A 23581-nucleotide genomic window follows, 5' to 3' on the forward strand; every position below is an offset into this window, starting at 1 on the left:
ATGAATACGGTAGAAATAGAAGGCAAGAAATTTGAGATCCTGCTCGAAAACGACAACATTAACAAGCGCATCAGGCTCATTGCCATCCAGCTCAACGTCGATTACGAAGGCAAGTGCCCGGTTTTCATCGGCGTGCTTAACGGCAGCTTCCTGTTCATGGCCGATCTGCTTAAAGAGGTGAGCGTACCCTGCGAAACCGGCTTTATTCGTGTTGCCTCTTACGCAGGCACAGCAAGCAGCGGAACGGTGCGCGAAATCTTTGGCTTACCTGAAGACCTTGCGGGGAGGGATGTGATCCTGGTAGAGGACATTGTCGACACCGGCCTCACGCTCGAATACATCCTGAAAAAAGTATGGGAGGCGGGGCCCGCTTCTGTAAAGGTCTGCAGCCTGCTGCTTAAACCGACAGCCCTTCAGTCTCCGATCGAGGAGCTTGAATATGTAGGCTTTGAGATCGCGAACGAATTCGTGGTTGGCTACGGGCTGGATTACAATGGCCTGGGGCGCAACCTTCGCGACATCTATCGCGCCGCAACGGTGCCGCCGCCATTGCCATAACTTTCACATATTTTTCCGACCTTTGCAGCAGAAAACATTCTTAAAATGACCATCCATAAAGAAGGCTATACCAGCATTGCCATTACTGTACTTTTTATCTTTATACTCAACGCAGTAATTGACTACCGTTTCGGTGATGTTGCCTGGTTACGCTGGCTGGTTTACATTGTATCGGTAGCGTTGTTTCTGATCGTGCTGCAGTTTTTCCGCAGCCCGCGACGCATGTTCAGCGCGGGCGATAACCTGGTCATCTGCCCGGCAGACGGCAAGGTCGTCGTTATCGAAGAGACCGAAGAAGGGGAGTACTTTAAAGACAAACGCCTGCAGGTATCGGTATTTATGTCTCCGATCAACGTTCACGTGAACCGCAACCCAATTTCGGGTACAGTGAAGTTCTTCAAATACCACCCCGGTAAATACCTTGCCGCCTGGAATCCGAAATCCTCAACAGAAAACGAACGCACCACGGTAGTTGTCGAAAATGCCGAAGGTACACCTGTATTGTTCAGGCAGATTGCCGGCGCACTGGCCCGCCGCATTGTCTGGTATGTCAAAGAAGGCGACGAGGTCAAGCAGGCTGAAGAGTTCGGCTTCATCAAGTTTGGCTCACGGGTCGATATCTTTCTGCCGCTTGGAACCAAAATAAATGTTAACTTGGGTGATGTTGTCAGGGGCGGAATTACCACCCTGGCAGAGTTAACATAAATACAATGAAAAAAGCAATTCTATTCCTTGGTCTGGTCTTTTTTGCGGCAGTTTCACAAGCGCAGACCAGCCCCGCGAAAAGCAAGGAGCCCGCTAAAAAGCCGGTACAGGCCGGGGTCAAGGATGACCTGGCGGCTAAAAAGTCATGTTGCATGAAAAAACCTGCCAGGTTCAGTTCGGCTAAGCCCCAACCAAAAAAAGAAACCAAAAGCTAGCACAAACCCCGCTAGACCTGCCGCTGCGTTGGGTAGGCAAAATCCGACCCGTTCTTCTTTACAATATCCATTACCTGGAAATTGATCCGTTCCTTGATCTGGAGGTAATCGGCATGGGCGGCACTGCTTACAAAATACGTAACGTCTATATTGATGGCAAAGTCGCCGAAGCTGTCCAGATGCACTGTGTAATCTTTCATAATTTCGGCTTCTGCCTCAAGTACATCTTTGATGTCTTTAATGATCTGCCTGAGCTGGCTATCGCCCGTTTCGTAAACAAGCCCCACTGCAAATTTCACCTTACGCAGGTTGCGCAGCGTAATGTTCTCCAGCACACCGTCTATCATGGCCTTATTTGGAATGGTAACCATAGTCTTATCTGATGAGCGGATCAGCGTACTGCGAAAGCCAACTTTCTCGACCGTTCCTTCTACACCGTCTACCTTAACCAGGTCTCCGACAGTAAAGGGCTTGTCAAGAAAAATGGTAAACGAACCCAGCAGGTTTTCCAGGCTTTCTTTGGCGGCAAGCGCAATGGCAATACCACCGATGCCCAGACCAGTGATCAGCGTGAGTACATTGATCTCGAATACAAAGCCCAGCAGCACGAAAAAACCAACAAAGCAGATCAGCGTCTTGGTCAGTTCTTTCAGAAAGGGCACGAGCTGCCCGTTACCCCGGTTCTGGGTCTGTTCGGCCTTGTGCAGCAACACATGCGAAATAAAATCGATGATGCGCAGAATGATCCAGAACACAGAGATCAGGATCATGAAGAGGAATATCTTATCGATAAATTCACCCACGCTTACAGGTATCTTCTCTTTTGCCTTGCCTACCACTTTGGTATAGCGGTATAACGTTTCGTCGAGCGGATATTTGAGCTGGTTTATGGCCAGGTATCCGGTCGTAAAGGTCAGAAGCGATTCGATCGGTTTGAGCAGCAGGGCAATGAAGGTATCGCCGCTGGTGTTGTCAGCGAATCTTTTGAACAGGCGGTAAAGCAGTACACTCAGGAACTTGGAGACCAGGCGTTTGAATACAAGCCCGACCAGAATGATTCCGAGGAAAAAACAGTAGTCTTTTACCGTATTGCCCCAGAACACCTGTTCAAAAAATTCGTGATCCATATTACAAGAGTTGTTTCAATGCAATTTCGAAAGCCGTTGCAGACAACTGCACTTTTAACGGCCGGAGTTCGTGAATATTTTTCAATGCCTGGGCTATTACTTCAGAAACATCGCTGAAGATAGCGTCGTCGCTCATTTCTACATTGCGCTGCATCAGGTAGGCGAAAACCCGGGCCATGCCACAGTTGGCAATGAAATCGGGAATAACCGCCACATGATTATCGGCATACTCCATGATCTGGCCAAAAAAGATTTCCTTATCGGCAAAGGGAACGTTTGCACCGCAGGCAATTACCTCGAGTCCCCAGGCAATCATCTGATCCAGCTCTGCCTGCTGTACCAGCCGGGAGGCGGCGGCTGGTACAAAGATTTCTGCGCCGGTTGCCCATATCTGCCTGTTGGCTTCTTCGAAGGATACCAGCCGCTCAGCGATCAGGGTATTACCCTGCCTGTTGTTAAACAGCTCCTCGATCTCCCTGAACGAGAACCCCCCGGGGCTGACCAGGCCGCCCACCCGGTCAATGATGCCAACAATGCGCACACCTTGTTGTGCCAGGTAATAACCGGCTGCAGCGGCCACATTGCCCCAGCCCTGTATAATGGCGCGCTTTCCGCTCAGTTCGCCACCCCAAAGGTTGTAAAAATGCCGGATGGACTCTGCAACGCCATAGCCGGTGATCATGTCGGCCACCTTATATTTCCGCTTGATATCGGGTGTATAATTCAGGTCTTCCAGGACCTTCGACACACCATACCGAAGCTGCCCGATCTGGTGAATGCGTTCATTTTCCCTTGCCTGGTAATGCCCGCTGATGACCCCTTCCTGCGGGTGCCACAGGCCGTAATTTTCGGTGATGGGAATGACCTCATGGATTTCGTCGATATTGAGGTCGCCGCCTGTGCCATAATAGTTTTTCAGTAGCGGCATGACCGCCTTGTACCACCGCTCCAGTACTTCTTTCTTACGCGGGTCGGCCGGATCGAAATTGATTCCTGATTTTGCACCACCGATAGGCGGGCCTGATACGGTAAATTTCACCTCCATCGTTTTGGCAAGCGATTCGACCTCACGTTTGTCCAGGCCTTTCCGCATGCGTGTACCACCGCCCGCCGCCCCCCCGCGAAGGGAGTTGATCACCACCCAGCCTTCGGCTTCCGTCTCCGTGTCTTTCCACTCAAACACGATTTCGGGGCGCCGGGTCTCGAATTTTTCTAAAAGTTCTTTCATGAATATTTCGTTAGTGCCGCAAAGATAAAACAAAAAGCCTCCACGATATATATCGTGGAGGCTTCGTTATCTTTATAAAAAGGGTAATTAAACTCTCTTTGATTTGATACGGGCTGCTTTACCGGTCAATGCACGCAGGTAGAACAATTTCGCTCTGCGAACTTTACCGTAGCTGTTCACCTCAACTTTCTCAATATTAGGAGAGTTGAAAGGGAAGATACGCTCTACACCCACACCGTTGCTCATTTTACGAACAGTAAAAGTTTCGTTGGCACCGGCGCTGTTGCGCTGGATCACAACACCCTGGTAAATCTGAACACGTTCTTTATTACCTTCGCGAATTTTATAGTGCACGCTCACTGTATCTCCTGATTTGAACGCAGGAAACTCTTTCTGGGCGATGGCCTGCTCTTCAACAAATTTTACTAAATCCATGATTTTAAGCTATTAAACTGAATTTCTTTTCCCTGAAATTCGGACTGCAATATTAGGCAAATTTTCTGAAAATTAAAAACAGTTTTTATTTTTTTCAACATTCTGAACGAAATCAACATTCGGCAGGCTAACATCCTGATTACTTTAGCAGATCTGGCCGGCGCTGCCGCGTACGTTCCAGCGCCTGTTCATGCCGCCATTCGTCGATTCTGGCCTGGTGCCCGCTCAGCAAAATATCGGGCACACGGTGTCCGTTCCAGTCAGCCGGCCGTGTGTAGACGGGAGCATCGAGCAGGTCGTCCTGGAAACTGTCGCTAAGCGCCGAGGTTTCGTCAGAGAGTACGCCGGGTATCAGCCTCACTACCGCGTCGACCACGATAGCGGCCGGCAGTTCACCGCCTGATAACACATAATCGCCCACCGAGATCTCGCGGGTAACAAACAGGTCCCTGATGCGCTGGTCAATGCCTTTATAGTGCCCGCATAAAATGATCAGGTTTTGTTTAATGGACAGCTCGTTGGCTATGCCCTGGTTCAGTGTCACGCCATCGGGCGTCATAAAAATAACCTCGTCGTAAGCGCGTTCGGCTTTTAGCGCCCCGATACACTGCGCAAACGGCTCAATCATCATGACCATGCCGCTGCCACCTCCGTAAGGGTAATCATCTACGCTCTTTTGTTTGTGCGTGGAATAGTCGCGCAAGTTGTGCACAACGATCTCTGCAAGGCCCTTTTTCTGGGCACGCTGTAAAATTGAATGGGCAAATGGACTTTCCAGCAAGCCGGGCAGTACGGTAATGATATCGAAACGCATAATCGCGGTATTTATAGATTATCCTTCCAGGTAAACTTCCAGCAGGCCTTCAGGAAGATCGGTCTCTACAGACCCGGCTTGCTGGTCAATCGCCATGATAAAGTCTTCATTGAGTGGAAAGAGCACTTCCTTCTCCCTGTACAGGAGCGCTGCAACAAATTGCTGCGGGTAAACATGCACATCGGTAATTTGGCCCAGCAGGCCAAGGCGCCGGTCTGTTACCGTAAACCCTTTCAGATCGGTAAAGGCAAAGTCATCTTCGCCGGCAACCGGTTTTTCGGCCAGCGGCAGGTACACTTTTTTTCTGACCAGCGGCTGTGCCTTATCAATATGGTCTACATCGTCGAGCAACAGGTACCCAGTGCTGTTGGCATGGATCTTCAGGCTGGCGACAAAATAGGGAACAAGTTTGCCCGACATATCAAAAAAGAATACCTGGGGGTCGAGCTGGTCATAACGGTCGGCTTCGAAAAAAACCTGCAGTTCGCCTTTAAGGCCGCGGGTCTTGGTAATGTAACCGACATAAAATGCTTCTTCGTGTTTCATTTAGGGGCTTTTCTGAATGGTCAGGTTGTAAATAAAAATAGCGAAGCACCCTGAAGCTGCTTCGCTATTCTTTAAGATACCTGTGTATTTATCCTGCGTTTTCCTCAGTTGTACCTTCTGCTGCAGGAGTTTCTCCTTCGGCAACAGGTGCTTCTTCAGTTGTTTCTTCTTCAGCAGCAGGTTCTTCAACCGGTGCGTTTTTCGCAGCTACAGCAGCAGCTCTTTCTTCTTTTTTCTTCGCTTCGGCAGCAAGGGCAGCTTTACGGGCTTCAGCTTTCGCGTTTACCAGTTCGTCTTTTTTGCCAGTAATTTTGTTTGACTTGGCGTCAACCCATGCCTGGAATTTTTCTTCAGCCTGCTCAGCGGTCAAAGCACCTTTTTTAACCCCACCTTCAAGGTGTTTTTTGTAAAGCACGCCTTTGTAAGAGAGGATCGCTCTTACCGTATCGGTAGGCTGTGCACCTTTGTTGGCCCACTCCAGCGCTTTCTCGAAATCGATATCGATGGTAGCGGGGTTGGTGTTCGGGTTGTAAGAACCCAGGCGTTCGATAAATTTACCATCGCGTGGAGCACGTGCGTCTGCCACGACTACATGGTAAAAAGGTTTTCCTTTTTTACCGAACCTTTGCAATCTGATTTTAGTTGCCATTCTTTACTTGGTTTATGTATTCAACATAGTTCCCGGAGCTTCATGCTGCGGGCCGCAAAGATAAGTAAAATACTGAAAACTAAAAACATCTGTTATTAATTTGATTTCTGGATATTTGAGTGCCGGCATGAGTTCGCAAACCGGCCATTCAACCCTTATGAAAAGAATTGTAATTGACATGGATGAGGTCATCGCAGATGCGATCGGCAAATTCGTGTATTTGTATAACCGCGACTACGGTGTTCCCCTGGACCTGGAAATTGCGCCTGGCAATGAAATTTTCCACCACGTTCCGGAACATGCCAATCAAAAATGGTTCGATTACATCAACGAACCGGGCTTTTTCAGGGACCTCGGGGTTATTCCCGGCAGTCAGGAAGTGATTCGCGCGCTTCATGACAAGTATGAGGTATATATTGTATCGGCAGCCATGGAATTCAGGAACTCGCTAACAGACAAATACGATTGGCTTGCCGAGCACTTCCCGTTTATCGGCTGGCAAAACATCATATTCTGCGGCAACAAGATCGTCAACGCAGACATCATGATCGACGACCGCATTAAAAACTTCAGTGAATTTCCCGGCCGTACACTTTTGTTCAGTTCACCGCATAACCTGTTGCTGACCGGTTATGAGCGGGTAACCACCTGGCATGAGGTGGGCGAACTCCTGTTGTAACATTTCGCCCCGGGGCGCATCAAAAACGAAAAATTAAAAGACTATGTTAATAACAACCACACCGCAGATTGAAGGATACAAAGTCGTCAAATACATCGGTCTTGTTACCGGCGAGACCATTATCGGCGCAAACCTGTTCCGCGACCTGTTTGCTGGCATCCGCGACATCGTTGGCGGGCGTTCCGGTTCTTACGAGCAGGTACTGCGCGAGGCTAAAGATACGGCCCTGAATGAATTGCAGCAGTATGCTCTTGCGCTGGGCGCCAATGCCGTTATCGGAATTGACCTGGACTATGAAACAATTGGCAGCGGCGGCAGCATGCTGATGGTTACAGCCAGCGGTACTGCCGTGGTTATTGAACAACTTCCGGCCTAAAGCGACAGGATATCAACCAGCTTCATCCAACCGGGTGTTACGGTTTCGGCATCAATATGTTTAATCGCTTGCGAAAACGGCGTGTAGGTTACCTCCTGATTCACCAGGCCCACCATCACGCCGCTTTTGCTGCTTAACAGCCCCTCTACAGCTGCGACACCGAGCCGGCTGGCCAGTACCCGGTCCATGCAACTGGGTTTGCCCCCGCGCTGAATATGGCCGAGTACCGAAACGCGGATATCGTAGTTCGGAAATTTTTCTTTCAGGGTTTCGCCAATCTGGAATGATCCGCCCGAACGGTCGCCTTCTGCTACCACGATAATTTTAGAAGACTTGTCCTTTCGGCCGCGCTCCAGGCGGTCAATCAGGTCATTTACGGTCATTTTGGCTTCAGGAATCATGATCGACTCTGCGCCTACGCCGATACCGCTGCGCAAGGCAATCAGCCCGGAGTCCCGGCCCATCACCTCGACAATAAAAAGCCTGTTGTGCGACTCTGCCGTATCCCTGATCCGGTCAACTGCCTCAACGACCGTATTCAGGGCAGAGTCATAACCAATTGTAAAGTCTGTTCCGGCAAGGTCATTATCAATGGTACCCGGCAAGCCAACGATTGGAATATCAAATTCCTGTGAAAAAACATTGGCGCCGGTAAAGGTACCGTCTCCACCAATTACAACAAGTGCATCAATCCGTTTGGCGCGAAGGTTCTTGTAAGCAAGCTCCCGGCCTTCTTTGGTCATAAAACCTTCGCTGCGTGCCGTTTTGAGAACAGTACCGCCGCGCTGTATAATATTGGCTACCGATTTTCGGTCCAGGTGCATAAACTCATTTTTGATGAGCCCATCATAACCCCTGATCACTCCGGTAGTATACAGATTATAGTAGTAACTGGCCCTGACTACGGCACGGATGGCCGCATTCATTCCCGGCGAATCGCCGCCCGAAGTCAGGATGCCAATATTTTTTATTTTAACAGCTTTGATAGATTCCATAACATCTCATGTTTTCAGCAAGACGCGAATTTAACAAGAATCTGCTAAGCACCTACTTCGCGCCTTTAAATTTATCCACACCCGATTGCAGGTAGGCCGCGTAGTCATTCACATCGAATATCGCACCTTGCGGCGGCACCATGGCATTCAGATTATGGTCTGCCAGCACATAAAAAGGCTGAGAATTAGAGTTGTACCGGGTAGCCTGAAAATCGCTGTTCCAATAACCGAGGTCATCGGTTTTGCGGCGAAGGACATCTGAATGATGCACCTTGTCTGCCGGCATTTTCACCTCACGCTCATCTACATACAGCTGGATCAGGACATATTCATTCCTGATGATGTCACCTACTTTTTTATCGATCCAGATGTTGTCTTCCATACGGCGGCAGTTTACGCAGGCCCAGCCGGTAAAATCGATCAGGATCGGCTTGTTAACCAGTTTTGCGTAGGCGACCCCTTCCTCCAGATCGAAAAAAGCATCGAAGTTACGCGGGGGATGCAGCTTTTCGCTGTATTTTACTTTTGCCGGAAAATCCTTGCTAACTGCAGGCGCAGCAGAACCGGTTCCATCCAATATAAAATCCTGCGTATTAAATGGCGGCGCCAGGCCGCTCAGCACTTTAAGCGGTGCTCCCCATAAACCCGGCACCATATACAGCGCGAAAGCGAGTGAGGCAATGGCAAAGAATAACCGTGGTACCGAAACGAAAGATACGTCACTGTCGTGCGAAAATTTGATTTTTCCGAGGATATAAAAGCCCATCAATGCAAAAATAACGATCCACAAGACAAGGAAAATCTCGCGGTCAAACCAGTTCCAATGCCACACAAGGTCTGCGGCTGATAAAAACTTCAGCGCCAATGCCAGTTCCAGGAAACCCAGGCAAACTTTCACACTGTTCAGCCAGCCGCCCGACTTTGGCATCGAGCTGAGGAAGCCCGGAAATATGGCTGACAGTGTAAAAGGCAACGCCAACGCAAGCGCGAAGCCAAACATCCCAACCGCCGGCCCGAGCAAGGCGCCCTTCGAACTTGCTTCAACCAGCAGCGTTCCGATAATGGGCCCGGTACAAGAAAAAGAAACGAGCGCAAGCGAAGCTGCCATAAAAAAAATGCCGCCAAGACCTTTGCTGTTGTCAGCTTTTGCATCTATGCGGTTAACAAACCTGCTTGGCAGGGTAATTTCGAATGCGCCAAAAAAGGAAACGGCAAAAACGACAAGCAACAGGAAAAACAGGAAGTTGAAGGTTCCGCTGCTGCTCAACGCGTTCAGTTTTGCAGAGCCAAAAATAACCGTAATCAATAATCCAAGGGCCACATAGATCACAATGATAGACAGCCCGTAAATCATGGCCTGACCTATCCCTTTTCCGCGGCTGCCCGCACGTTTTGTAAAGTAACTGACAGTTAGTGGTACCATTGGGAAAATACAGGGCATCAGAAAAGCGGCAAAGCCACCGATCAGGCCCGCAATAAAGGTTTGCCAGAGCGTCTTTTGTTCTGTGTCTGCTGCGGCCAGGGGTTTTTCTGCAGCAGGCTGCATTTTGGCAACGGTATCTTTGCTGACGCTATCTTTCTGCAAGTTATTTGCTGCGCTGTCTTCAGACGAACCAATTTCGGTAAACTGTATATCCTCAACTGCAGTGGTCGAGTCGGTCTGGAGTGAAGCCTTACTTTCCGTTACCTGAAAAATAAGTAGAAATGCAGCCATCAGGCTTAAAAGCCAAAGTTTTTTCATGAATATTAAGTGTGCAACGAAAATAGAAGTATTTTTTTATTTTATCGTTAAAATACCTGTAATGACACGATTTATGAGCCGCAGGCAAGACCTGCAGGACCTATAAAAAAAGCAGCCTTGGCTGCTCTTTCTTTATTTTACCGGAACACTGAAATTGACCTGATCGGGCGGCAGACATTTCTCGTCGTTACACGCCATAAATTCAACCGTTCCCTTTACGGTCGTAGCCGCCTTGTTGAGTTTCACTTTTTGCTGGAACACTACTTGTTTTTCGAAATAAGGCACATTCATTTTGAATGTTTCTTCGTATTTCACAATCGGCTTTGGCTCGATGGCCGCAGCTGCAGGGGCATAATCTTTTGATGGGCTGAGTTTGATGCTTGTCTTGATCGGGCCTCCCGGTTTTACATTCAGCGAATAGATATGCCAGCCTTCATCTACCGTTGCTTTCAGATAGATTATGGCTTCTTTGCTGTTGATCTTTTTGGCTGCATAACTCCAGGTTACTGGGCGCTCGATCTGTGCAAACGCAGCTGCCGCTGAAACCAGCACGAACGCGAAAATTAAACTTAGTTTTTTCATGAATGTGTTGTTAAAAATGTAATCTCTTTGAATCCGAAATCGAGTTCCTGCTCATTAGCAAGCATCCTTAACCGGCCTTGCTCACTGACACCCAGAACCCTTGCGGAAAATTCTTCGCCATTTTGGCGGTACAGGCGCTCGCTGCCACGACCGAACAACTTTTGCTCATAAGCCTCATGGAGACCTTTTTTATCGCCGGCCCGAAGCTGCAGGTACCGCTTTTCAATAAACGAACAAAGTTGGTTCAAAAGATGCACCAAATCAACATCCCTGTGTAAAATGTTTCTGAGCGAAACAGCCCGGTCCTGCAGCGGCTCAGGAAATTCTTCCTGATTTATATTCAGACCGATACCGATCACCGAACTGCGCAGTACGTTTCCAGATACCGTATTTTCGATTAAAATGCCCCCCAGCTTTCTTCCTTGCACATAAATATCGTTCGGCCACTTGATCTCGACCGCTTCAGACAGGCATGCCGAAACCGTTTCTGCAACAGCCAGGCTAATCGCCATATTCAGGTAAAATTGCTGGGCCGGCTCCAGGAAAGACGGCCTGAGGTAAAAACTCGCAGTGAGATTTTTTCCCGGCTCGGCGTGCCATGCAGATTCCTGCTGACCGCGGCCTGCAAACTGCCGTTCTGCCATAATTACAGTACCTTCCGGCAATGGCTCGGAATTTGACAAGCTAGCTTTCAGAAAGTTGCTTGTAGAATCCACCTCTTTCAGGTGGATGCGATTTTGACCAACAAATAGTGTGGGAAAAATGTTAATTTGCAAGTGTTGATTTTTATTTTCAAAACTAGAGTATTTAATGGTAAAAAAGAAGATTGGAAACCTGTCTGCCTACCTTTCTGAACTTGCAGTTCATGGTATCCAGGAAAAAAAAGGAAACGATATAGTGCGGCTCGATTTACGAAATATTTTCAGCTCTGTTTCAGATTACTTTGTCATTGCCAGCGCCGACTCCACGACGCAGGTCAAAGCCATAGCGGACAGCGTAGAGCACGAAATTTATAAACACGTTCAAACCGATCCCTGGCGTAAAGAGGGTTTTGAAAACGCAGATTGGATCATTCTCGATTATATCGATATCGTTGTTCATATTTTTAGAACGGAAAAAAGACATTTTTATGGGATTGAAGAGTTATGGGGAGATGCGGAAAGCACTTCTTTCCAAAGTGCTTAACCCAAAACACGCATTATAATGGAAGACAAAGAAAACACAAATAAGAAACCAAGACCTGTAAAGCGCGCGCCGAATTTCCCGAAAAAGCCGCAAAAGAGTTCAAAATTCAATATTTTCTGGGTATACGCCGCGATTATCGTTGGCCTGATCCTGCTGCAGTGGGTGTTTGGCAGCGACAACAGCAAACGCATTACCTACCCGGTGTTTGAGAGCAAAATGCTTCTAACCGGAGATGTCGAAAAGCTGGTCGCCTATAAATCTGAAGACCTGGTCAGGGTCGATGTATTTATTAAGAAAGACAGTCTGAAAAAACAAACTTACGCACCTTACCGCAGCAGCGGAACGCTGAGCACAAACAGCGGTCCCATCGTTTACTTCAACGCAGGCACGATGGACGGGCTTGACAAGCAACTCGCAGAGTCGCAGAAAGAACTGCCCGAAAACCAGCGCATCCTTGCTGAGAAAGATACCAGGCAGAGCATGTTCGGAAGCTGGTTCTTCCAGATTGTATTCCCGATCCTCCTGTTTATCGGCTTCTGGATCTTTATCATGCGGCGCATGGGCGGCGGTGCCGGCGGCGGCGGCGGCCAGATATTCAATATCGGTAAATCAAAAGCCACGCTTTTCGACAAAGAAAGCCAGGTGTCGGTTACATTTAATGATGTAGCCGGATTGGAAGAAGCCAAACAGGAAGTGATGGAGATTGTGGATTTCCTGAAAAATCCAAAGAAATATACCAATCTGGGTGGCAAAATTCCGAAAGGTGCGCTGCTCGTCGGTTCGCCTGGTACCGGTAAAACATTGCTTGCCAAAGCTGTAGCCGGCGAAGCCCAGGTTCCTTTCTTCTCCCTTTCCGGATCTGACTTCGTCGAAATGTTTGTCGGTGTAGGCGCATCCCGCGTACGCGACCTGTTTAAGCAAGCCAAAGACAAGGCGCCCTGCATTATCTTCATTGATGAGGTGGATGCAATCGGACGGGCACGCGGCAAAAACAGCGTAATGGGTGGCAACGACGAACGTGAAAATACGCTGAACCAGCTTCTGGTCGAAATGGACGGCTTTGGGACAGATTCAGGTATCATCATCCTGGCAGCAACCAACCGCCCGGATGTACTTGATTCGGCACTCCTGCGGCCTGGCCGTTTTGACCGCCAGATCTCAATCGACAAGCCGGACCTGGTGGGTCGCGAACAGATCTTTAAGGTACACCTGAAGCCGATCAAAATTGCCAATGGTGTAGATGCCAAAAAACTTTCTGCACAGACCCCGGGCTTTGCGGGTGCTGAAATTGCGAACGTTTGTAACGAGGCAGCCCTGATCGCGGCCCGTCGCAACAAAGCAGAAGTTGATATGCAGGATTTCCAGGATGCGATCGATCGTGTCATTGGCGGCCTTGAGAAAAAGAACAAGATCATATCACCTGAAGAGAAGAAAATTGTCGCTTACCACGAAGCAGGTCACGCTATTGCCGGCTGGTTCCTGGAACATGCCGATCCGCTCGTTAAGGTGTCGATCGTACCACGCGGTGTTGCCGCGCTGGGATATGCACAGTACCTGCCGAAAGAACAGTTCCTGTACACAACCGAGCAGCTTATTGACGGCATGTGCATGACTATGGGTGGCCGGGTCGCAGAAGATATTACCTTCGGCAAAATTTCTACCGGTGCGCAGAATGACCTGGAACGCATTACCAAGTTGTCTTACGCCATGGTTACAATTTACGGTATGAATGCAAACGTGGGTAACGTTTCCTTTCACGACCCGCAGAATGAATACAACTTTAACAAACCGTATTCAGAAAAGACGGCAGAAATGATCGACAATGAAGTGCGCCTGCTGATCGGAAACGTGTATACGAAAACGAAAGAATTGCTGACAGAAAAGCGCGACGGACTTGAAAAGCTGGCCCAGAAATTACTTGAAAAAGAGATCCTGTTCCAGGCAGATCTTGAAGAAATACTCGGCAAAAGACCTTTTGAGACCCGCACCACGTATGATGAGTTCGTAAACGGTACCGGCGATCAGAAACCTGCTGCTGAAGGCCTCATTCATGAATCAGTTGGCGATACATCGCTTAACAAACCGATTGAACCACAGGAAGACCCGCTGAAAGGCGAATAACACCTGAATTAAAATACCGGTCATCCAGAATAACATGTTATTCTGGATGACTTTTTAATATATATGGAGAACATCACCACCAAAGAGTTCATGCTTAAAAAGATCCGGAAGGCCCTGCTAGAAAAGCGGGACAACCCCTATCCGAATCTCGAAGAAAGCAACCTTTACCTGCCCAATGAAGATCCTCTGGAGATCCTTTTTGCAGAACAGCTGACTGCCGTAAATGGCAATTTTATCTTCTGCGAGAATAGCCTGGATTTCATAGAGAACATTCTCAGCCTGGCAGATAAGTTCAGGTGGCGTAAAATTTATTGCTGGGAACCTGCACTTCAGGAAGCACTGAAGCATTATGAATTCCCCTTTTACCAGACAGACAAAGACTTTGAACAGGCAGAGGTAGGCATTACCATGTGCGAGGCCCTGGTAGCCCGTAACGGTAGCGTGCTGCTCAGCAATGCAAATGGTGCAGGCAGGCGACTAAGCATTTTTCCGCATAACCACATCGTTGTTGCCCACAGCAGTCAGGTCGTTCTCGATCTGAAAGATGGTTTTCGTTTGCTTAAAGAAAAATACGGCACCAACTTACCCTCTATGATCAGCACAGTGACCGGCCCCAGCCGGACCGCTGACATCGAAAAGACACTGGTACTTGGAGCACATGGCCCGAAAGAACTGTTCGTCTTTCTGGTCGACGACCTGTATTGATTTTTTCACTTTGATACTCTTCAATTAAGAAGTATATTTATACATTATACCGTTTTGGTATATAGTATGCATATGGAAAAACAACGCAGGGCAGTTATCAGCGGAACAGGAAGTTACATCCCCGACCATGTTATTTCAGGTCAGCATTTTATGGATGCGGCGTTTTTTGAGAACGGCACCCGGCTGGATAAAACCAATGCCGAAATTATTCAAAAATTCTCAGACATCACCGATATCGTTGAACGCCGTTATGTGCAGCAGGGCCAGGTGAACAGCGATATTGCTGTCATTGCCGCCCGGGAGGCAATCAAAGACGCTGCAATTGATCCCGAAACACTTGATTACATTATTTTTGCGCATAATTTCGGGGACATGCGCCCCGGCGGTAACCGGATTGACCAACTTCCTGCACTCGCAGCGAAAGTAAAGGAGCAACTGGGCATACGCAATCCGGACTGTATTGGTTATGACATTCTTTTCGGTTGCCCGGGATGGGTGCAAGGTGCCATTCAGGCCCGGTACTACATTGAATCGGGCGATGCCAGCCGTGTGCTCGTCATTGGCTCTGAAACCCTTTCGCGCATCATAGATCCGCACGACCGGGACAGCATGATCTTTTCAGACGGTGCAGGTGCCGTTATCTTTGAGGCAACCGAAGACGGAGCAACAGGCATCCTTTCGCACCGGGCACAAACGTATGCGGTGGATTATGCCGGACTATTGACCATGGGCAAAAGCAGTTTCCCGCTTGACCCCAGCGACAACTATTACATGAAAATGAACGGCCGCAAACTCTATGAATTTGCGGTAACGACTGTGCCCGGAGTGGTTAAACAGGCCCTTGATAAAGCCGGCGTACACATTACGGATGTGCGCATGGTGCTGATTCACCAGGCAAACGGAAAAATGGACCAGGCGATCATGAAACGGCTGTTTAAGTTATACGGCCTGGACGATATGCCAGAGAAACTGACGCCCATGACCATTTCCTGGTTGGGCAACAGCTCGGTGGCAACCATCCCTACGCTGCTCGACCTGGTCAGGCGCGGAAAAGTAGAGGGTTACCGGGTAACCGGCGGCGACCTGGTGGTTTTCGCTTCGGTTGGAGCAGGCATGCACATCAATGCCTTTGTACACCGCTTTTAGCAATTCTTAGCGGCTTACACGCCGCAATCCGGCTTTTGCTTCGCCCTCGATGCTGTTTTCGTATTCGTGCTCTTTCAGGGCAATGCAATTCTGGTAGGCTTCTTTTGCACGGGATATGTCGCCGATGCGCTCCAGCAATTTCCCCATTCGCAAGGCGGCATTGGCTGCGAAATAGGCTGGCAGTGTTTTCCCCGCCTGAAAAGCAGACTGGTAATGTCCGATCGCCGACTGTTCTTTTCCGGCATCTTCAGCGATCCGTCCAAGCCGGTAATGAAATTCCGTGCGGTCTTTCGCCCCTGTAAAATCGCTGGCACTTTTATGCTGCAGCATCTGGGCGGCACGGGTGAGGAACCCCCCATCAGCAAGTAACCGCGCCTGCAGCAAGGTTCGGTCTGGCGCCGGGCCGACGGCATCATTTTGCGCCTGCTTGTCTTTATCTACATAAGTATAACCCTGGCTCTTCGCCCTGTTCGCGTAGGCGGCGTAGCTGCCGGCAGAATTTCTGATCAGGCCGATCCAGCCAAGCCGCAGATTCGCATCCTTGATGTAATTCACGCCTTTATTGGTCTTCAGGAACCGTTCCAGTGAAGCTTCGGCAGAGAGGTCCAATTTGTTCAACAGCGCTACGCCTTCCAGGTAATCGAGATAGGGGAAAGGCTGGTATGTTGCCCCCCTGGGACGCTCTTTTAATACAGCAATAGCCTTTTCGCTATGCCCCGTTTTGATCGCAACATAAGCCTGCAGGTACGCCTTGAGCAGGCTGCTGTCTGAAATCTGTGCTGTATACCGGAGGGTTTTGCTATAGGCAGCCGGATCGCGAACCACATCGGCCAGCACATAGGTGTAATAAAACGCGGTTTCTTCGTAAAAGGCCTCATAACTCGTCTTCAGCAGTGTGCTGGCCAGCTTTTCCATCATCTCCGTTCCCTGGCGGGTGTTGCCGCGAATGCCCACAACAGAAAGCGCACTTTTAAGTGTCCCGTCAGGCATGCTGCCAAGTACGGTATGGATCAGTCCGAGTCCTTTATTGTTCAGTGGGAAGTCCGGAAATTTTTTCTGGTTTTCGCGCAGCAGTGCATTGGCCCGCCTGATCTCCATGGCGGCATTGAAGTATTCGCCAAAGCGTCCCCTGATCAGTGCCCATTGCAGATTTATCTCGGCTTGTGCAAACAGATAATAGGGCGATTCCCGGTCTGCTTTTTCAAGCCGGTCAAGCCGCCGCGATTTTCCGGCTTTCAGGCCCTCGAATTCCTTCTTGCTGTCAGAACTGAGTATCTGGAAATAATCGATATAATTTTCCAGAAGGGGGATCATGTCGTTGGCAGGCCTTAAGCGGCGCTCAGTATCGAGGTAAGCCCTGGCATTGGCCAGTTTCAGGTCAAACACACTCCGGTACGCTTTAAGACAATTTGCATTAAAATCGAAGGCAGCCTTTGCCGAAAACGAAAAGAGGCAAATAAGTGCCGGCAAAAGCGCTGTCCGGCCAGTAAATCTGAACATGTATATTGATGAATAGTGATCTGAAAGTAATCAAACGCAAAAGTTTTCCCGATGTTTTGCAAGGGCATAAAAAAGGCCCGGTGGTGTACCGGGCCCGTTTATAAATATTGTAAAGCTTATGCTTCTGCTACTTCATGGGTAAGCGCTTCGTCGACCAGGATACGGCCACAGTGCTCGCAAACGATGATTTTTTTGCGCTGGCGAATATCCAGCTGACGCTGAGGCGGGATCTGGTTGAAACAGCCTGAACACGAGTCACGGTCAATGGTAACTACCGCCAAACCATTATTCGCGTTTTTCCGCAAGCGGCTGTAGGCGGTAAGCAGCCGCTCTTCAATCTGCGTTTCTGCGGTCTCAGCTCTACGAACCAGCTCCTGCTCTTCAAGTTCTGTTTCGCCGGTAATGACATCCAGCTCAGACTTTTTAGCGTCCAGGTCTTTTTTACGGCCTTCGAGCTCTGCCAGGGCAGCGTCGTAAACTTCCGTTTTTGAGTTGATCTCGAAACCGTGTTCCTTGATCTTTTTCTCAGACACCTGGATATCGAGACCCTGAATTTCGATCTCTTTGGTCAAAGCGTCGTACTCCCGGTTGTTTTTTACCTCTTTAAGCTGCGTTTCATATTTCTTGATCAGGTTCTGGGCTTCTTTGATCGTGTTCTTGCGGCTCACGATCGAATCTTCCAGCTCGTCCAGTTCCGCTTTTATCTTTTGGATACGGGTTTCAAGTCCGGCAACATCGTCCTCAAGGTCAGAAACCTCCATGGGCAGTTCGCCGCGGACCTGGCGTATCTTGTCAATTTTCGTGTGAATGTTTTGCAGTTCGTATAAAGCTTTCAGCTTTTGTTCTACGGTTTGTTCCATTAATATACTAATTATGGTTTGTATCTCCTCCGGTAAACGGATTGCAAAGTTAGCAAAAAATTCCGAATAAATTTTGCAAAAGCTGGCAGTTAAAATGTTCAGTTTCAAAGCATCCGGCGGCAGCCGTACCCTTTACACATGTAAATGCTGCGCGCCCCGTCAGCTTTGAAATCTAAGCCCTGAAATACAGAACGGGGTTTGTACGTTGCGTGGTTTTTAGAACCCGTAGTTCCCGGAAACGGCCCTTCAACAGTTCGCCGAGCAGGTCTGAGGTAAACTGTTCACTTTCATAGTGGCCAATGTCTGCAATCATGATTTTGCCGTCTGCGTCAAAAAACTCATGGTATTTGAAGTCTGCCGTAACGAATACGTCTGCCCCGGCGGCAATCGCCTCCTGCAGCAAGAAACTTCCCGATCCGCCGCAAACCGCAATTTTCCTGATCGGTCTGTTCAGCAGGGCGGTATGTCTGATCACTTCCGTTTCCATTTTCTCTTGCAGCAGCCGCAGGAATTCACCCGGTTCAACCGCGGGTTCCAACCAGCCGATCATGCCCGAGCCCACTTGCGGGTGCGCGTTTTCGAGCCTGAACAGATCATAGGCGACCTCTTCGTAGGGATGGCTTTCCAGCAGCGCGAGCAGAATTTTCCGTTCGTCTTGCGCATTGTAAACGGTTTCGATACGGGTTTCGGGTTCCCGGTGTGGCTGACCCGCGTGGCCGGCAAACGGATTGGTTTGTTCAGCTCCTTTAAATGTTCCGAAACCGTCCTGGTTAAAACTGCATTCGCTGTAATCCCCGATCTGACCCGCTCCGGCACGGAACAAGGCTTGCCTGACGTGGTCTGCCTGGGCATGCGGGCAATAGGTAACCAGTTTGCGCAGCAAACCCTGTTTTGGCTGCAGTACACGGGTGCCCGACAAACCCAGCCGGTCGCAGATGCGTTTGTTTACGCCGGTATGAATACTGTCAAGGTTGGTATGAATGGCAAAAAGCGCCACGTGCGAACGTATGGCTTTGATGACCACACGCTCCACATAGTTCTTGCCGTTCAGCTTTTTTAATCCTTTAAAAATGATCGGGTGGTGAGAAACGATCACGTTACAGCCCGAGGCCAGCGCTTCATCCACGATTGCTTCGGTGCAGTCGAGAGACAGCAGCACGCCGGTTACGTCCATCCCCGGGTCGCCTGTAATCAGTCCCGCGTTGTCATAACTCTCCTGGTATGCTCCCGGAGCAATGCCTTCTAAAAAACCTGTCAGTTCTGCTACTTTCAAATTGCCGTTATTTTATCTCATTTCACTGAGCCGGATCATCTGAAGGCTTTCAAAAGCCATCTTCTGGTTGTATTCAGCGGCCAGTTGTTTGTGGTTAACAAGGTCGACTATTGAACCGATAAAACAAAGACCAATGGTAAACAGATACAGAATCCCCATGCCGATCTGGTTAATGATAAACCGTTGCAGGCCGGGCACGATGAACAGGCCAAGCAGGCAAAACAGCAGCATATCTGAAGGGTTTTTCCGTTTGCCGGAGTAGATCATCAAAAACGCACGCATTTGCTGTTCGTTTAAACCGGTGGTTGCTTGCTGTAAATATGAGTATTCCTCTGGTGTGATGCCTGGCAGCGACATCAGAGGTGATTGATACATTTCCATAATTATGATTTTGCGTTAAACAATTCCTTTTTATTTCTCTTTCTTATCAATGTAAAAATGCGATGCAGCAGGATAACCAGGGCCGGCAGACCAAACCAATGCATGTCAAAGCTCCGGGAAAATTCACCATGCAGCAGCAGCGCAATTGACCGGCCTATTCCACACCCGGGGCACCAGTGCTCCAAACCGGCGTTGGCCAGCGGGCAGAGCGAAAAATGGTGCTGGTGCGGGTCTGACAGGAACAACAGGGTCAATCCTGTTAACCAGAAAAGCAATTCCGGAGTACCTGTTCTGATCGCTTTCATTTACATTTTTTAGAGTCTGTCCTGCCGCGTATTGTTACAGGGCACAATTATAAATATAAACGCTAAATTTGCAGCAGTGAACATCCGCGACTTACTCAACCGATACAAGACAGACAGCCGGGTTACCTCGCTTGCGCAGAAACTGAATTCCGGCAAGCACGCCAAAGTGCAGTTGAAGGGATTGGTTGGTTCGTCAGACGCAGTGGTAGCCTTATCGTCTTACTTCCTGCTGCATCAGCCCATTCTGTTTGTACTTCCTGACCGCGAAGAGGCGGCTTATTTCCATTCAGACCTGGAGAACATCCTCGACAAACAGGCCCTGTTTTTCCCCTCGTCCTATCGCAAGTCTTTTGATTTTACACAGGTCGATACGGCCAACGTGCTGGCCAGGGCTGAGGTCCTCAATGAACTGAATCACGAAACCTCGCACGGCAGGCTCATTGTTTCCTACCCCGAAGCGCTGGCAGAAAAGGTTATTGACCGGGATTCCCTGTCCAGCAACACACTCGAAATTGCTACCGGTGCACGGCTCGGCATTGATTTTATCAATGAGTTCTTAATGGAGTATGATTTTCAGCGGAGCGATTTCGTATACAATCCCGGGCAATTTTCCATTCGCGGCGGGATCGTCGATATTTTTTCGTTTTCGCACGACCTGCCTTACCGCATCGAGTTTTTTGGCGACGAGGTCGAAAACATCCGCACGTTCGAGATCGAGACGCAGCTTTCAGTAGACACGGTCAGGTCGTTAACAATCGTACCCAATGTACAGGCGAAATTTCTGACTGAAAACAACATCAGCATTCTTGACTACATTGACCCGGCTACCCAGCTCTGGTTCAAAGACGTGGAATTTGTGCTTGATATTGTTCGCGGTGGTTATAAAAAGGCCGTAGAACTCTGGAAGGCATTGCCCGCAAAAGACAAGGAGCAGAACCCTGAGTGGATCGATCCCAAGTTTGCTTTTACGGACGATAAAATGCTTGCCGATCATTTCCAGGACTTTAATGTCGTCGAATTTGGCAAGCAGTTCTTTTACCGCACCGCCGATGTCATCAATTTCGAAATCAAACCGCAGCCCTCGTTCAACAAGGATTTCAACCTGCTCATCCATAACCTGAAAGAAAACGAGAAGGCAGAGATCGTGAATTTCATTTTCACCGATTCGGGTAAGCAGCAGGAACGCCTGTATGCCATCCTGGAAGACATTGATAAAACTGCCAAATTTACGCCGATCAACAGCTCGCTCCGCGAAGGGTTCGTAGACCCGGCTATGAATGTGGCTTTTTATACCGACCACCAGATCTTTGACCGGTACTACAAATACAAACAGAAACGCGGTTACCAGCGTAGCCAGGCCATTACCCTGAAAGAGTTGAGGGACCTGAAGCCTGGAGACTTTGTTACACATATTGACCACGGTATCGGCAAATACGCCGGACTGGAAAAGGTCGAGGTAAATGGCAAAACCCAGGAAATGATCAGACTCGTCTATGCCGATAATGACCTGCTCTACGTAAACATCAACTCGCTGAACCGCATTGCCAAGTACAGTGGCAAGGAGGGCACAGCGCCTAAGATGAACAAGCTGGGAACCGACGCCTGGGATAAGCTTAAAAAAACCACTAAAAAAAAAGTTAAAGACATTGCCCGCGACCTGATCAAACTTTACGCCCTGCGTAAAACGAAGGCAGGTACGGCATTCTCTCCAGACACCTATTTACAGACCGAACTCGAGGCTTCATTTATTTACGAAGATACGCCCGACCAGTTGCGTGCTACCCAGGATATCAAAAAAGATATGGAGGCTCCGCACCCGATGGACCGCCTGGTTTGCGGGGACGTGGGTTTTGGCAAAACTGAAGTCGCGATCCGTGCTGCTTTTAAGGCAATTGTCGATGGGAAACAGGCTGCCGTGCTCGTGCCTACCACAATCCTTGCTTTGCAGCATTACAAAACGTTCTCTGAGCGACTGAAAGATTTCCCTGTCAAAGTAGATTACATTAACCGGTTTAAAAGCAGCAAACAGATCAAAGATACGCTCGCAGCTGTAGCCGACGGAAAAATTGATGTGGTGATCGGCACACACCGCCTGCTGAGCAAGGATGTCAAGTTCAAGGACCTGGGCATCATGATCATTGATGAGGAACAAAAGTTTGGTGTGTCTGCCAAGGAGAAACTGAAAACCCTCAGGGTTAACGTCGATACGCTGACCCTGACGGCAACACCGATTCCGCGAACGCTGCACTTCTCGCTCATGGGTGCCCGCGACCTTTCGATCATCAATACGCCTCCGCCTAACAGGCAGGCCGTTAGCACAGAGCTGCACGTTTTTAATGAGAAACTGATCCAGGAAGCCGTGCAATTCGAGCTTGACCGCGACGGACAGGTGTTTTTCATTCACAACCGTGTAAGCGACCTCATGCAACTCGGGGGCCTGATTCAAAAGCTTGTGCCCAAAGCCCGGATCGGGATTGCACACGGGCAGCTTGATGGTGACGCGCTGGAAGATGTCATGCTCGATTTTGTTCGCGGAGATAAAGATGTGCTGGTTGCGACCACCATTATCGAGGCCGGCCTGGATATTCCAAATGCCAATACGATCATTATTAACCAGGCACACCATTTCGGGCTGAGCGACCTGCACCAGATGCGCGGCAGGGTAGGAAGAAGCAATAAAAAGGCTTTTTGTTACCTGCTTTCACCGCCGCTTTCCACGCTGACTTCTGAAGCGCGCAAGCGCCTCAGCGCAATAGAAGAGTTTTCTGAATTGGGCAGCGGCTTTAATGTAGCCATGCGCGACCTCGACATCCGCGGCAGCGGAAACCTGCTTGGTGCGGAACAAAGCGGGTTTATTGCCGAGATCGGTTTTGAGATGTATCATAAAATTCTGGACGAAGCCATCCAGGAACTCAAAGACGCTGAGTTCAAAGACCTGTTCAAGGATGAGCCTGAGCGGCCGTTTGTTTCGTTTACCCAGATCGATACCGATCTTGAGCTGTATATTCCTGATGCTTACATTACCAACATAACAGAGCGTTATAACTTGTATACTGCACTTTCTAAACTGGAAAACGAAGCTGAACTGAAGCAATTTGAACAGGAGCTGGCCGACCGTTTCGGGCCGGTGCCACCCCAGGTCAAAACCATGCTTAGTGTGGTGCGCCTGCAATGGTTGGGTAAAAAGCTTGGTTTCGAAAAGATCAGTTTCAAAAAGAACGTGTTGCGGGGATATTTCCTGAACGACAAACAGTCGAAATATTTCGACTCGGTTACGTTTGGAAAGATCCTGGCTTTTGCACAAAACCATCCCCGGATCTGCAACCTGAAAGAAGTCAAAAACAGCCTGCGCATTGCGTTCGAAAACATTACAACAGTAGAAGACGCCATTTCAACCCTGGAAATGATCGATTAGTAGCCCTGAACCGTACCGATCAGATATATATTTAAACAGC

General features: G+C 49.1%; 24 protein-coding genes. 9 read left to right on the forward strand and 15 right to left on the reverse strand.

Annotated elements, in window-relative coordinates:
- Together hpt and C7T94_RS02615 are read left to right on the forward strand one after the other, a co-directional pair.
- On the forward strand, positions 1 to 558 hold the full coding sequence (gene hpt / locus C7T94_RS02610) for a hypoxanthine phosphoribosyltransferase (RefSeq protein WP_107213359.1): 558 nt from the start codon (positions 1 to 3) through the stop codon (positions 556 to 558).
- 45 nt (positions 559 to 603) lie between these two features.
- On the forward strand, positions 604 to 1263 hold the full coding sequence (locus C7T94_RS02615) for a phosphatidylserine decarboxylase family protein (RefSeq protein ID WP_107213361.1): 660 nt from the start codon (positions 604 to 606) through the stop codon (positions 1261 to 1263).
- Between the two features lie 226 nt (positions 1264 to 1489).
- On the opposite strand, the gene C7T94_RS02625 is transcribed toward C7T94_RS02615, so the two are convergent.
- From C7T94_RS02625 to C7T94_RS02650, 6 genes are all read right to left on the reverse strand, one after another.
- Positions 1490 to 2605 (reverse strand): mechanosensitive ion channel family protein, encoded by a 1116-nt coding sequence (locus C7T94_RS02625; protein ID WP_107213365.1) that lies wholly within the window; start codon positions 2603 to 2605, stop codon positions 1490 to 1492.
- Position 2606: 1 nt separating this feature from the next.
- Entirely contained in the window at positions 2607 to 3833 is a 1227-nt protein-coding gene (locus C7T94_RS02630; RefSeq protein WP_107213367.1) for a Glu/Leu/Phe/Val dehydrogenase dimerization domain-containing protein, read from the reverse strand.
- An 87-nt stretch (positions 3834 to 3920) separates the two neighbouring features.
- A complete protein-coding gene (gene rplS, locus C7T94_RS02635) occupies positions 3921 to 4268 on the reverse strand; it encodes a 50S ribosomal protein L19 (protein WP_107213369.1) in 348 nt (115 codons plus the stop codon).
- A 139-nt stretch (positions 4269 to 4407) separates the two neighbouring features.
- The gene (trmD, locus tag C7T94_RS02640) at positions 4408 to 5082 is read right to left on the reverse strand and encodes a tRNA (guanosine(37)-N1)-methyltransferase TrmD (protein WP_107213371.1); all 675 of its coding nucleotides are present in this window, start codon (positions 5080 to 5082) and stop codon (positions 4408 to 4410) included.
- Between the two features lie 18 nt (positions 5083 to 5100).
- Positions 5101 to 5628, reverse strand: coding sequence for a ribosome maturation factor RimM (rimM, locus tag C7T94_RS02645; protein ID WP_107213373.1), 528 nt, complete (start codon positions 5626 to 5628; stop codon positions 5101 to 5103).
- Positions 5629 to 5716: 88 nt separating this feature from the next.
- Positions 5717 to 6277 carry a 30S ribosomal protein S16 gene (locus C7T94_RS02650; RefSeq protein WP_107213376.1) on the reverse strand — a complete coding sequence of 187 codons (561 nt, stop codon included), beginning with the start codon at positions 6275 to 6277 and terminating at the stop codon, positions 5717 to 5719.
- A 157-nt stretch (positions 6278 to 6434) separates the two neighbouring features.
- Between C7T94_RS02650 and C7T94_RS02655 the strand changes: the two genes are divergently transcribed.
- Together C7T94_RS02655 and C7T94_RS02660 are read left to right on the forward strand one after the other, a co-directional pair.
- A complete protein-coding gene (locus tag C7T94_RS02655; protein ID WP_239494908.1) occupies positions 6435 to 6956 on the forward strand; it encodes a 5' nucleotidase, NT5C type in 522 nt (173 codons plus the stop codon).
- 43 nt (positions 6957 to 6999) lie between these two features.
- Positions 7000 to 7332, forward strand: a complete 333-nt coding sequence (locus tag C7T94_RS02660) for a heavy metal-binding domain-containing protein (RefSeq protein WP_107213378.1) — start codon at positions 7000 to 7002, stop codon at positions 7330 to 7332.
- Here the strand turns inward: C7T94_RS02660 and pfkA are convergent.
- From pfkA to C7T94_RS02680, 4 genes are all read right to left on the reverse strand, one after another.
- On the reverse strand, positions 7329 to 8327 hold the full coding sequence (gene pfkA, locus C7T94_RS02665; protein ID WP_107213380.1) for a 6-phosphofructokinase: 999 nt from the start codon (positions 8325 to 8327) through the stop codon (positions 7329 to 7331). The two genes, C7T94_RS02660 and pfkA, sit on opposite strands and share 4 nt — an antisense overlap.
- A 52-nt stretch (positions 8328 to 8379) precedes the next feature.
- A complete protein-coding gene (locus C7T94_RS02670) occupies positions 8380 to 10068 on the reverse strand; it encodes a protein-disulfide reductase DsbD family protein (RefSeq protein WP_107213382.1) in 1689 nt (562 codons plus the stop codon).
- Positions 10069 to 10200: 132 nt separating this feature from the next.
- Positions 10201 to 10650 carry a protein-disulfide reductase DsbD domain-containing protein gene (locus C7T94_RS02675; RefSeq protein WP_107213384.1) on the reverse strand — a complete coding sequence of 150 codons (450 nt, stop codon included), beginning with the start codon at positions 10648 to 10650 and terminating at the stop codon, positions 10201 to 10203.
- Positions 10647 to 11426: a biotin--[acetyl-CoA-carboxylase] ligase gene (locus C7T94_RS02680; protein WP_107213387.1), complete on the reverse strand. Its 780-nt coding sequence runs from the start codon at positions 11424 to 11426 to the stop codon at positions 10647 to 10649. The genes C7T94_RS02675 and C7T94_RS02680 overlap by 4 nt, the downstream gene beginning before the upstream one ends.
- Positions 11427 to 11460: 34 nt before the next feature.
- Here C7T94_RS02680 and rsfS point away from each other — a divergent pair, with 34 nt between their 5' ends.
- The 4 genes from rsfS (at position 11461) to C7T94_RS02700 (ending at position 15807) form a co-directional block, all read left to right on the forward strand.
- The gene (gene rsfS / locus C7T94_RS02685; RefSeq protein WP_107213389.1) at positions 11461 to 11835 is read left to right on the forward strand and encodes a ribosome silencing factor; all 375 of its coding nucleotides are present in this window, start codon (positions 11461 to 11463) and stop codon (positions 11833 to 11835) included.
- A gap of 18 nt (positions 11836 to 11853) precedes the next feature.
- Entirely contained in the window at positions 11854 to 13956 is a 2103-nt protein-coding gene (gene ftsH / locus C7T94_RS02690; protein ID WP_107213391.1) for an ATP-dependent zinc metalloprotease FtsH, read from the forward strand.
- Positions 13957 to 14019: 63 nt separating this feature from the next.
- The gene (locus tag C7T94_RS02695; protein ID WP_107213394.1) at positions 14020 to 14661 is read left to right on the forward strand and encodes a LutC/YkgG family protein; all 642 of its coding nucleotides are present in this window, start codon (positions 14020 to 14022) and stop codon (positions 14659 to 14661) included.
- Positions 14662 to 14733: 72 nt separating this feature from the next.
- Positions 14734 to 15807, forward strand: coding sequence for a 3-oxoacyl-ACP synthase III family protein (locus C7T94_RS02700; RefSeq protein ID WP_107213396.1), 1074 nt, complete (start codon positions 14734 to 14736; stop codon positions 15805 to 15807).
- A 6-nt stretch (positions 15808 to 15813) separates the two neighbouring features.
- On the opposite strand, the gene C7T94_RS02705 is transcribed toward C7T94_RS02700, so the two are convergent.
- From C7T94_RS02705 to C7T94_RS02725, 5 genes are all read right to left on the reverse strand, one after another.
- Positions 15814 to 17307 (reverse strand): tetratricopeptide repeat protein, encoded by a 1494-nt coding sequence (locus C7T94_RS02705; RefSeq protein WP_107213398.1) that lies wholly within the window; start codon positions 17305 to 17307, stop codon positions 15814 to 15816.
- 116 nt (positions 17308 to 17423) lie between these two features.
- Positions 17424 to 18167 carry a zinc ribbon domain-containing protein gene (locus tag C7T94_RS02710; protein ID WP_107214636.1) on the reverse strand — a complete coding sequence of 248 codons (744 nt, stop codon included), beginning with the start codon at positions 18165 to 18167 and terminating at the stop codon, positions 17424 to 17426.
- A gap of 172 nt (positions 18168 to 18339) precedes the next feature.
- A complete protein-coding gene (locus tag C7T94_RS02715; protein WP_107213400.1) occupies positions 18340 to 19440 on the reverse strand; it encodes a Nif3-like dinuclear metal center hexameric protein in 1101 nt (366 codons plus the stop codon).
- Between the two features lie 12 nt (positions 19441 to 19452).
- Positions 19453 to 19815 carry a TM2 domain-containing protein gene (locus C7T94_RS02720; protein WP_107214637.1) on the reverse strand — a complete coding sequence of 121 codons (363 nt, stop codon included), beginning with the start codon at positions 19813 to 19815 and terminating at the stop codon, positions 19453 to 19455.
- 8 nt (positions 19816 to 19823) lie between these two features.
- Positions 19824 to 20126 (reverse strand): DUF2752 domain-containing protein, encoded by a 303-nt coding sequence (locus C7T94_RS02725; RefSeq protein ID WP_107213402.1) that lies wholly within the window; start codon positions 20124 to 20126, stop codon positions 19824 to 19826.
- Between the two features lie 76 nt (positions 20127 to 20202).
- On the opposite strand from C7T94_RS02725, the gene mfd reads away from it, so the two are divergent.
- Positions 20203 to 23541: a transcription-repair coupling factor gene (mfd, locus tag C7T94_RS02730; RefSeq protein WP_107214638.1), complete on the forward strand. Its 3339-nt coding sequence runs from the start codon at positions 20203 to 20205 to the stop codon at positions 23539 to 23541.
- The last annotated feature ends 40 nt before the right edge of the window (positions 23542 to 23581 follow it).

This window comes from Pedobacter yulinensis (assembly GCF_003029735.1).
Classification (GTDB): Bacteria; Bacteroidota; Bacteroidia; order Sphingobacteriales; family Sphingobacteriaceae; genus Pedobacter; species Pedobacter yulinensis.

Excerpts from the sequence above, each read along its gene's own strand:
- hpt (WP_107213359.1), top strand. The coding sequence starts at position 1 with ATGAATACGGTAGAAATAGAAGGCAAGAAATTTGAGATCCTGCTCGAA.
- C7T94_RS02615 (WP_107213361.1), top strand. The coding sequence starts at position 604 with ATGACCATCCATAAAGAAGGCTATACCAGCATTGCCATTACTGTACTT.
- C7T94_RS02625 (WP_107213365.1), bottom strand. The coding sequence starts at position 2,605 with ATGGATCACGAATTTTTTGAACAGGTGTTCTGGGGCAATACGGTAAAA.
- C7T94_RS02630 (WP_107213367.1), bottom strand. The coding sequence starts at position 3,833 with ATGAAAGAACTTTTAGAAAAATTCGAGACCCGGCGCCCCGAAATCGTG.
- rplS (WP_107213369.1), bottom strand. The coding sequence starts at position 4,268 with ATGGATTTAGTAAAATTTGTTGAAGAGCAGGCCATCGCCCAGAAAGAG.
- trmD (WP_107213371.1), bottom strand. The coding sequence starts at position 5,082 with ATGCGTTTCGATATCATTACCGTACTGCCCGGCTTGCTGGAAAGTCCA.
- rimM (WP_107213373.1), bottom strand. The coding sequence starts at position 5,628 with ATGAAACACGAAGAAGCATTTTATGTCGGTTACATTACCAAGACCCGC.
- C7T94_RS02650 (WP_107213376.1), bottom strand. The coding sequence starts at position 6,277 with ATGGCAACTAAAATCAGATTGCAAAGGTTCGGTAAAAAAGGAAAACCT.
- C7T94_RS02655 (WP_239494908.1), top strand. The coding sequence starts at position 6,435 with ATGAAAAGAATTGTAATTGACATGGATGAGGTCATCGCAGATGCGATC.
- C7T94_RS02660 (WP_107213378.1), top strand. The coding sequence starts at position 7,000 with ATGTTAATAACAACCACACCGCAGATTGAAGGATACAAAGTCGTCAAA.
- pfkA (WP_107213380.1), bottom strand. The coding sequence starts at position 8,327 with ATGGAATCTATCAAAGCTGTTAAAATAAAAAATATTGGCATCCTGACT.
- C7T94_RS02670 (WP_107213382.1), bottom strand. The coding sequence starts at position 10,068 with ATGAAAAAACTTTGGCTTTTAAGCCTGATGGCTGCATTTCTACTTATT.
- C7T94_RS02675 (WP_107213384.1), bottom strand. The coding sequence starts at position 10,650 with ATGAAAAAACTAAGTTTAATTTTCGCGTTCGTGCTGGTTTCAGCGGCA.
- rsfS (WP_107213389.1), top strand. The coding sequence starts at position 11,461 with ATGGTAAAAAAGAAGATTGGAAACCTGTCTGCCTACCTTTCTGAACTT.
- ftsH (WP_107213391.1), top strand. The coding sequence starts at position 11,854 with ATGGAAGACAAAGAAAACACAAATAAGAAACCAAGACCTGTAAAGCGC.
- C7T94_RS02695 (WP_107213394.1), top strand. The coding sequence starts at position 14,020 with ATGGAGAACATCACCACCAAAGAGTTCATGCTTAAAAAGATCCGGAAG.
- C7T94_RS02700 (WP_107213396.1), top strand. The coding sequence starts at position 14,734 with ATGGAAAAACAACGCAGGGCAGTTATCAGCGGAACAGGAAGTTACATC.
- C7T94_RS02705 (WP_107213398.1), bottom strand. The coding sequence starts at position 17,307 with ATGTTCAGATTTACTGGCCGGACAGCGCTTTTGCCGGCACTTATTTGC.
- C7T94_RS02710 (WP_107214636.1), bottom strand. The coding sequence starts at position 18,167 with ATGGAACAAACCGTAGAACAAAAGCTGAAAGCTTTATACGAACTGCAA.
- C7T94_RS02720 (WP_107214637.1), bottom strand. The coding sequence starts at position 19,815 with ATGTATCAATCACCTCTGATGTCGCTGCCAGGCATCACACCAGAGGAA.
- C7T94_RS02725 (WP_107213402.1), bottom strand. The coding sequence starts at position 20,126 with ATGAAAGCGATCAGAACAGGTACTCCGGAATTGCTTTTCTGGTTAACA.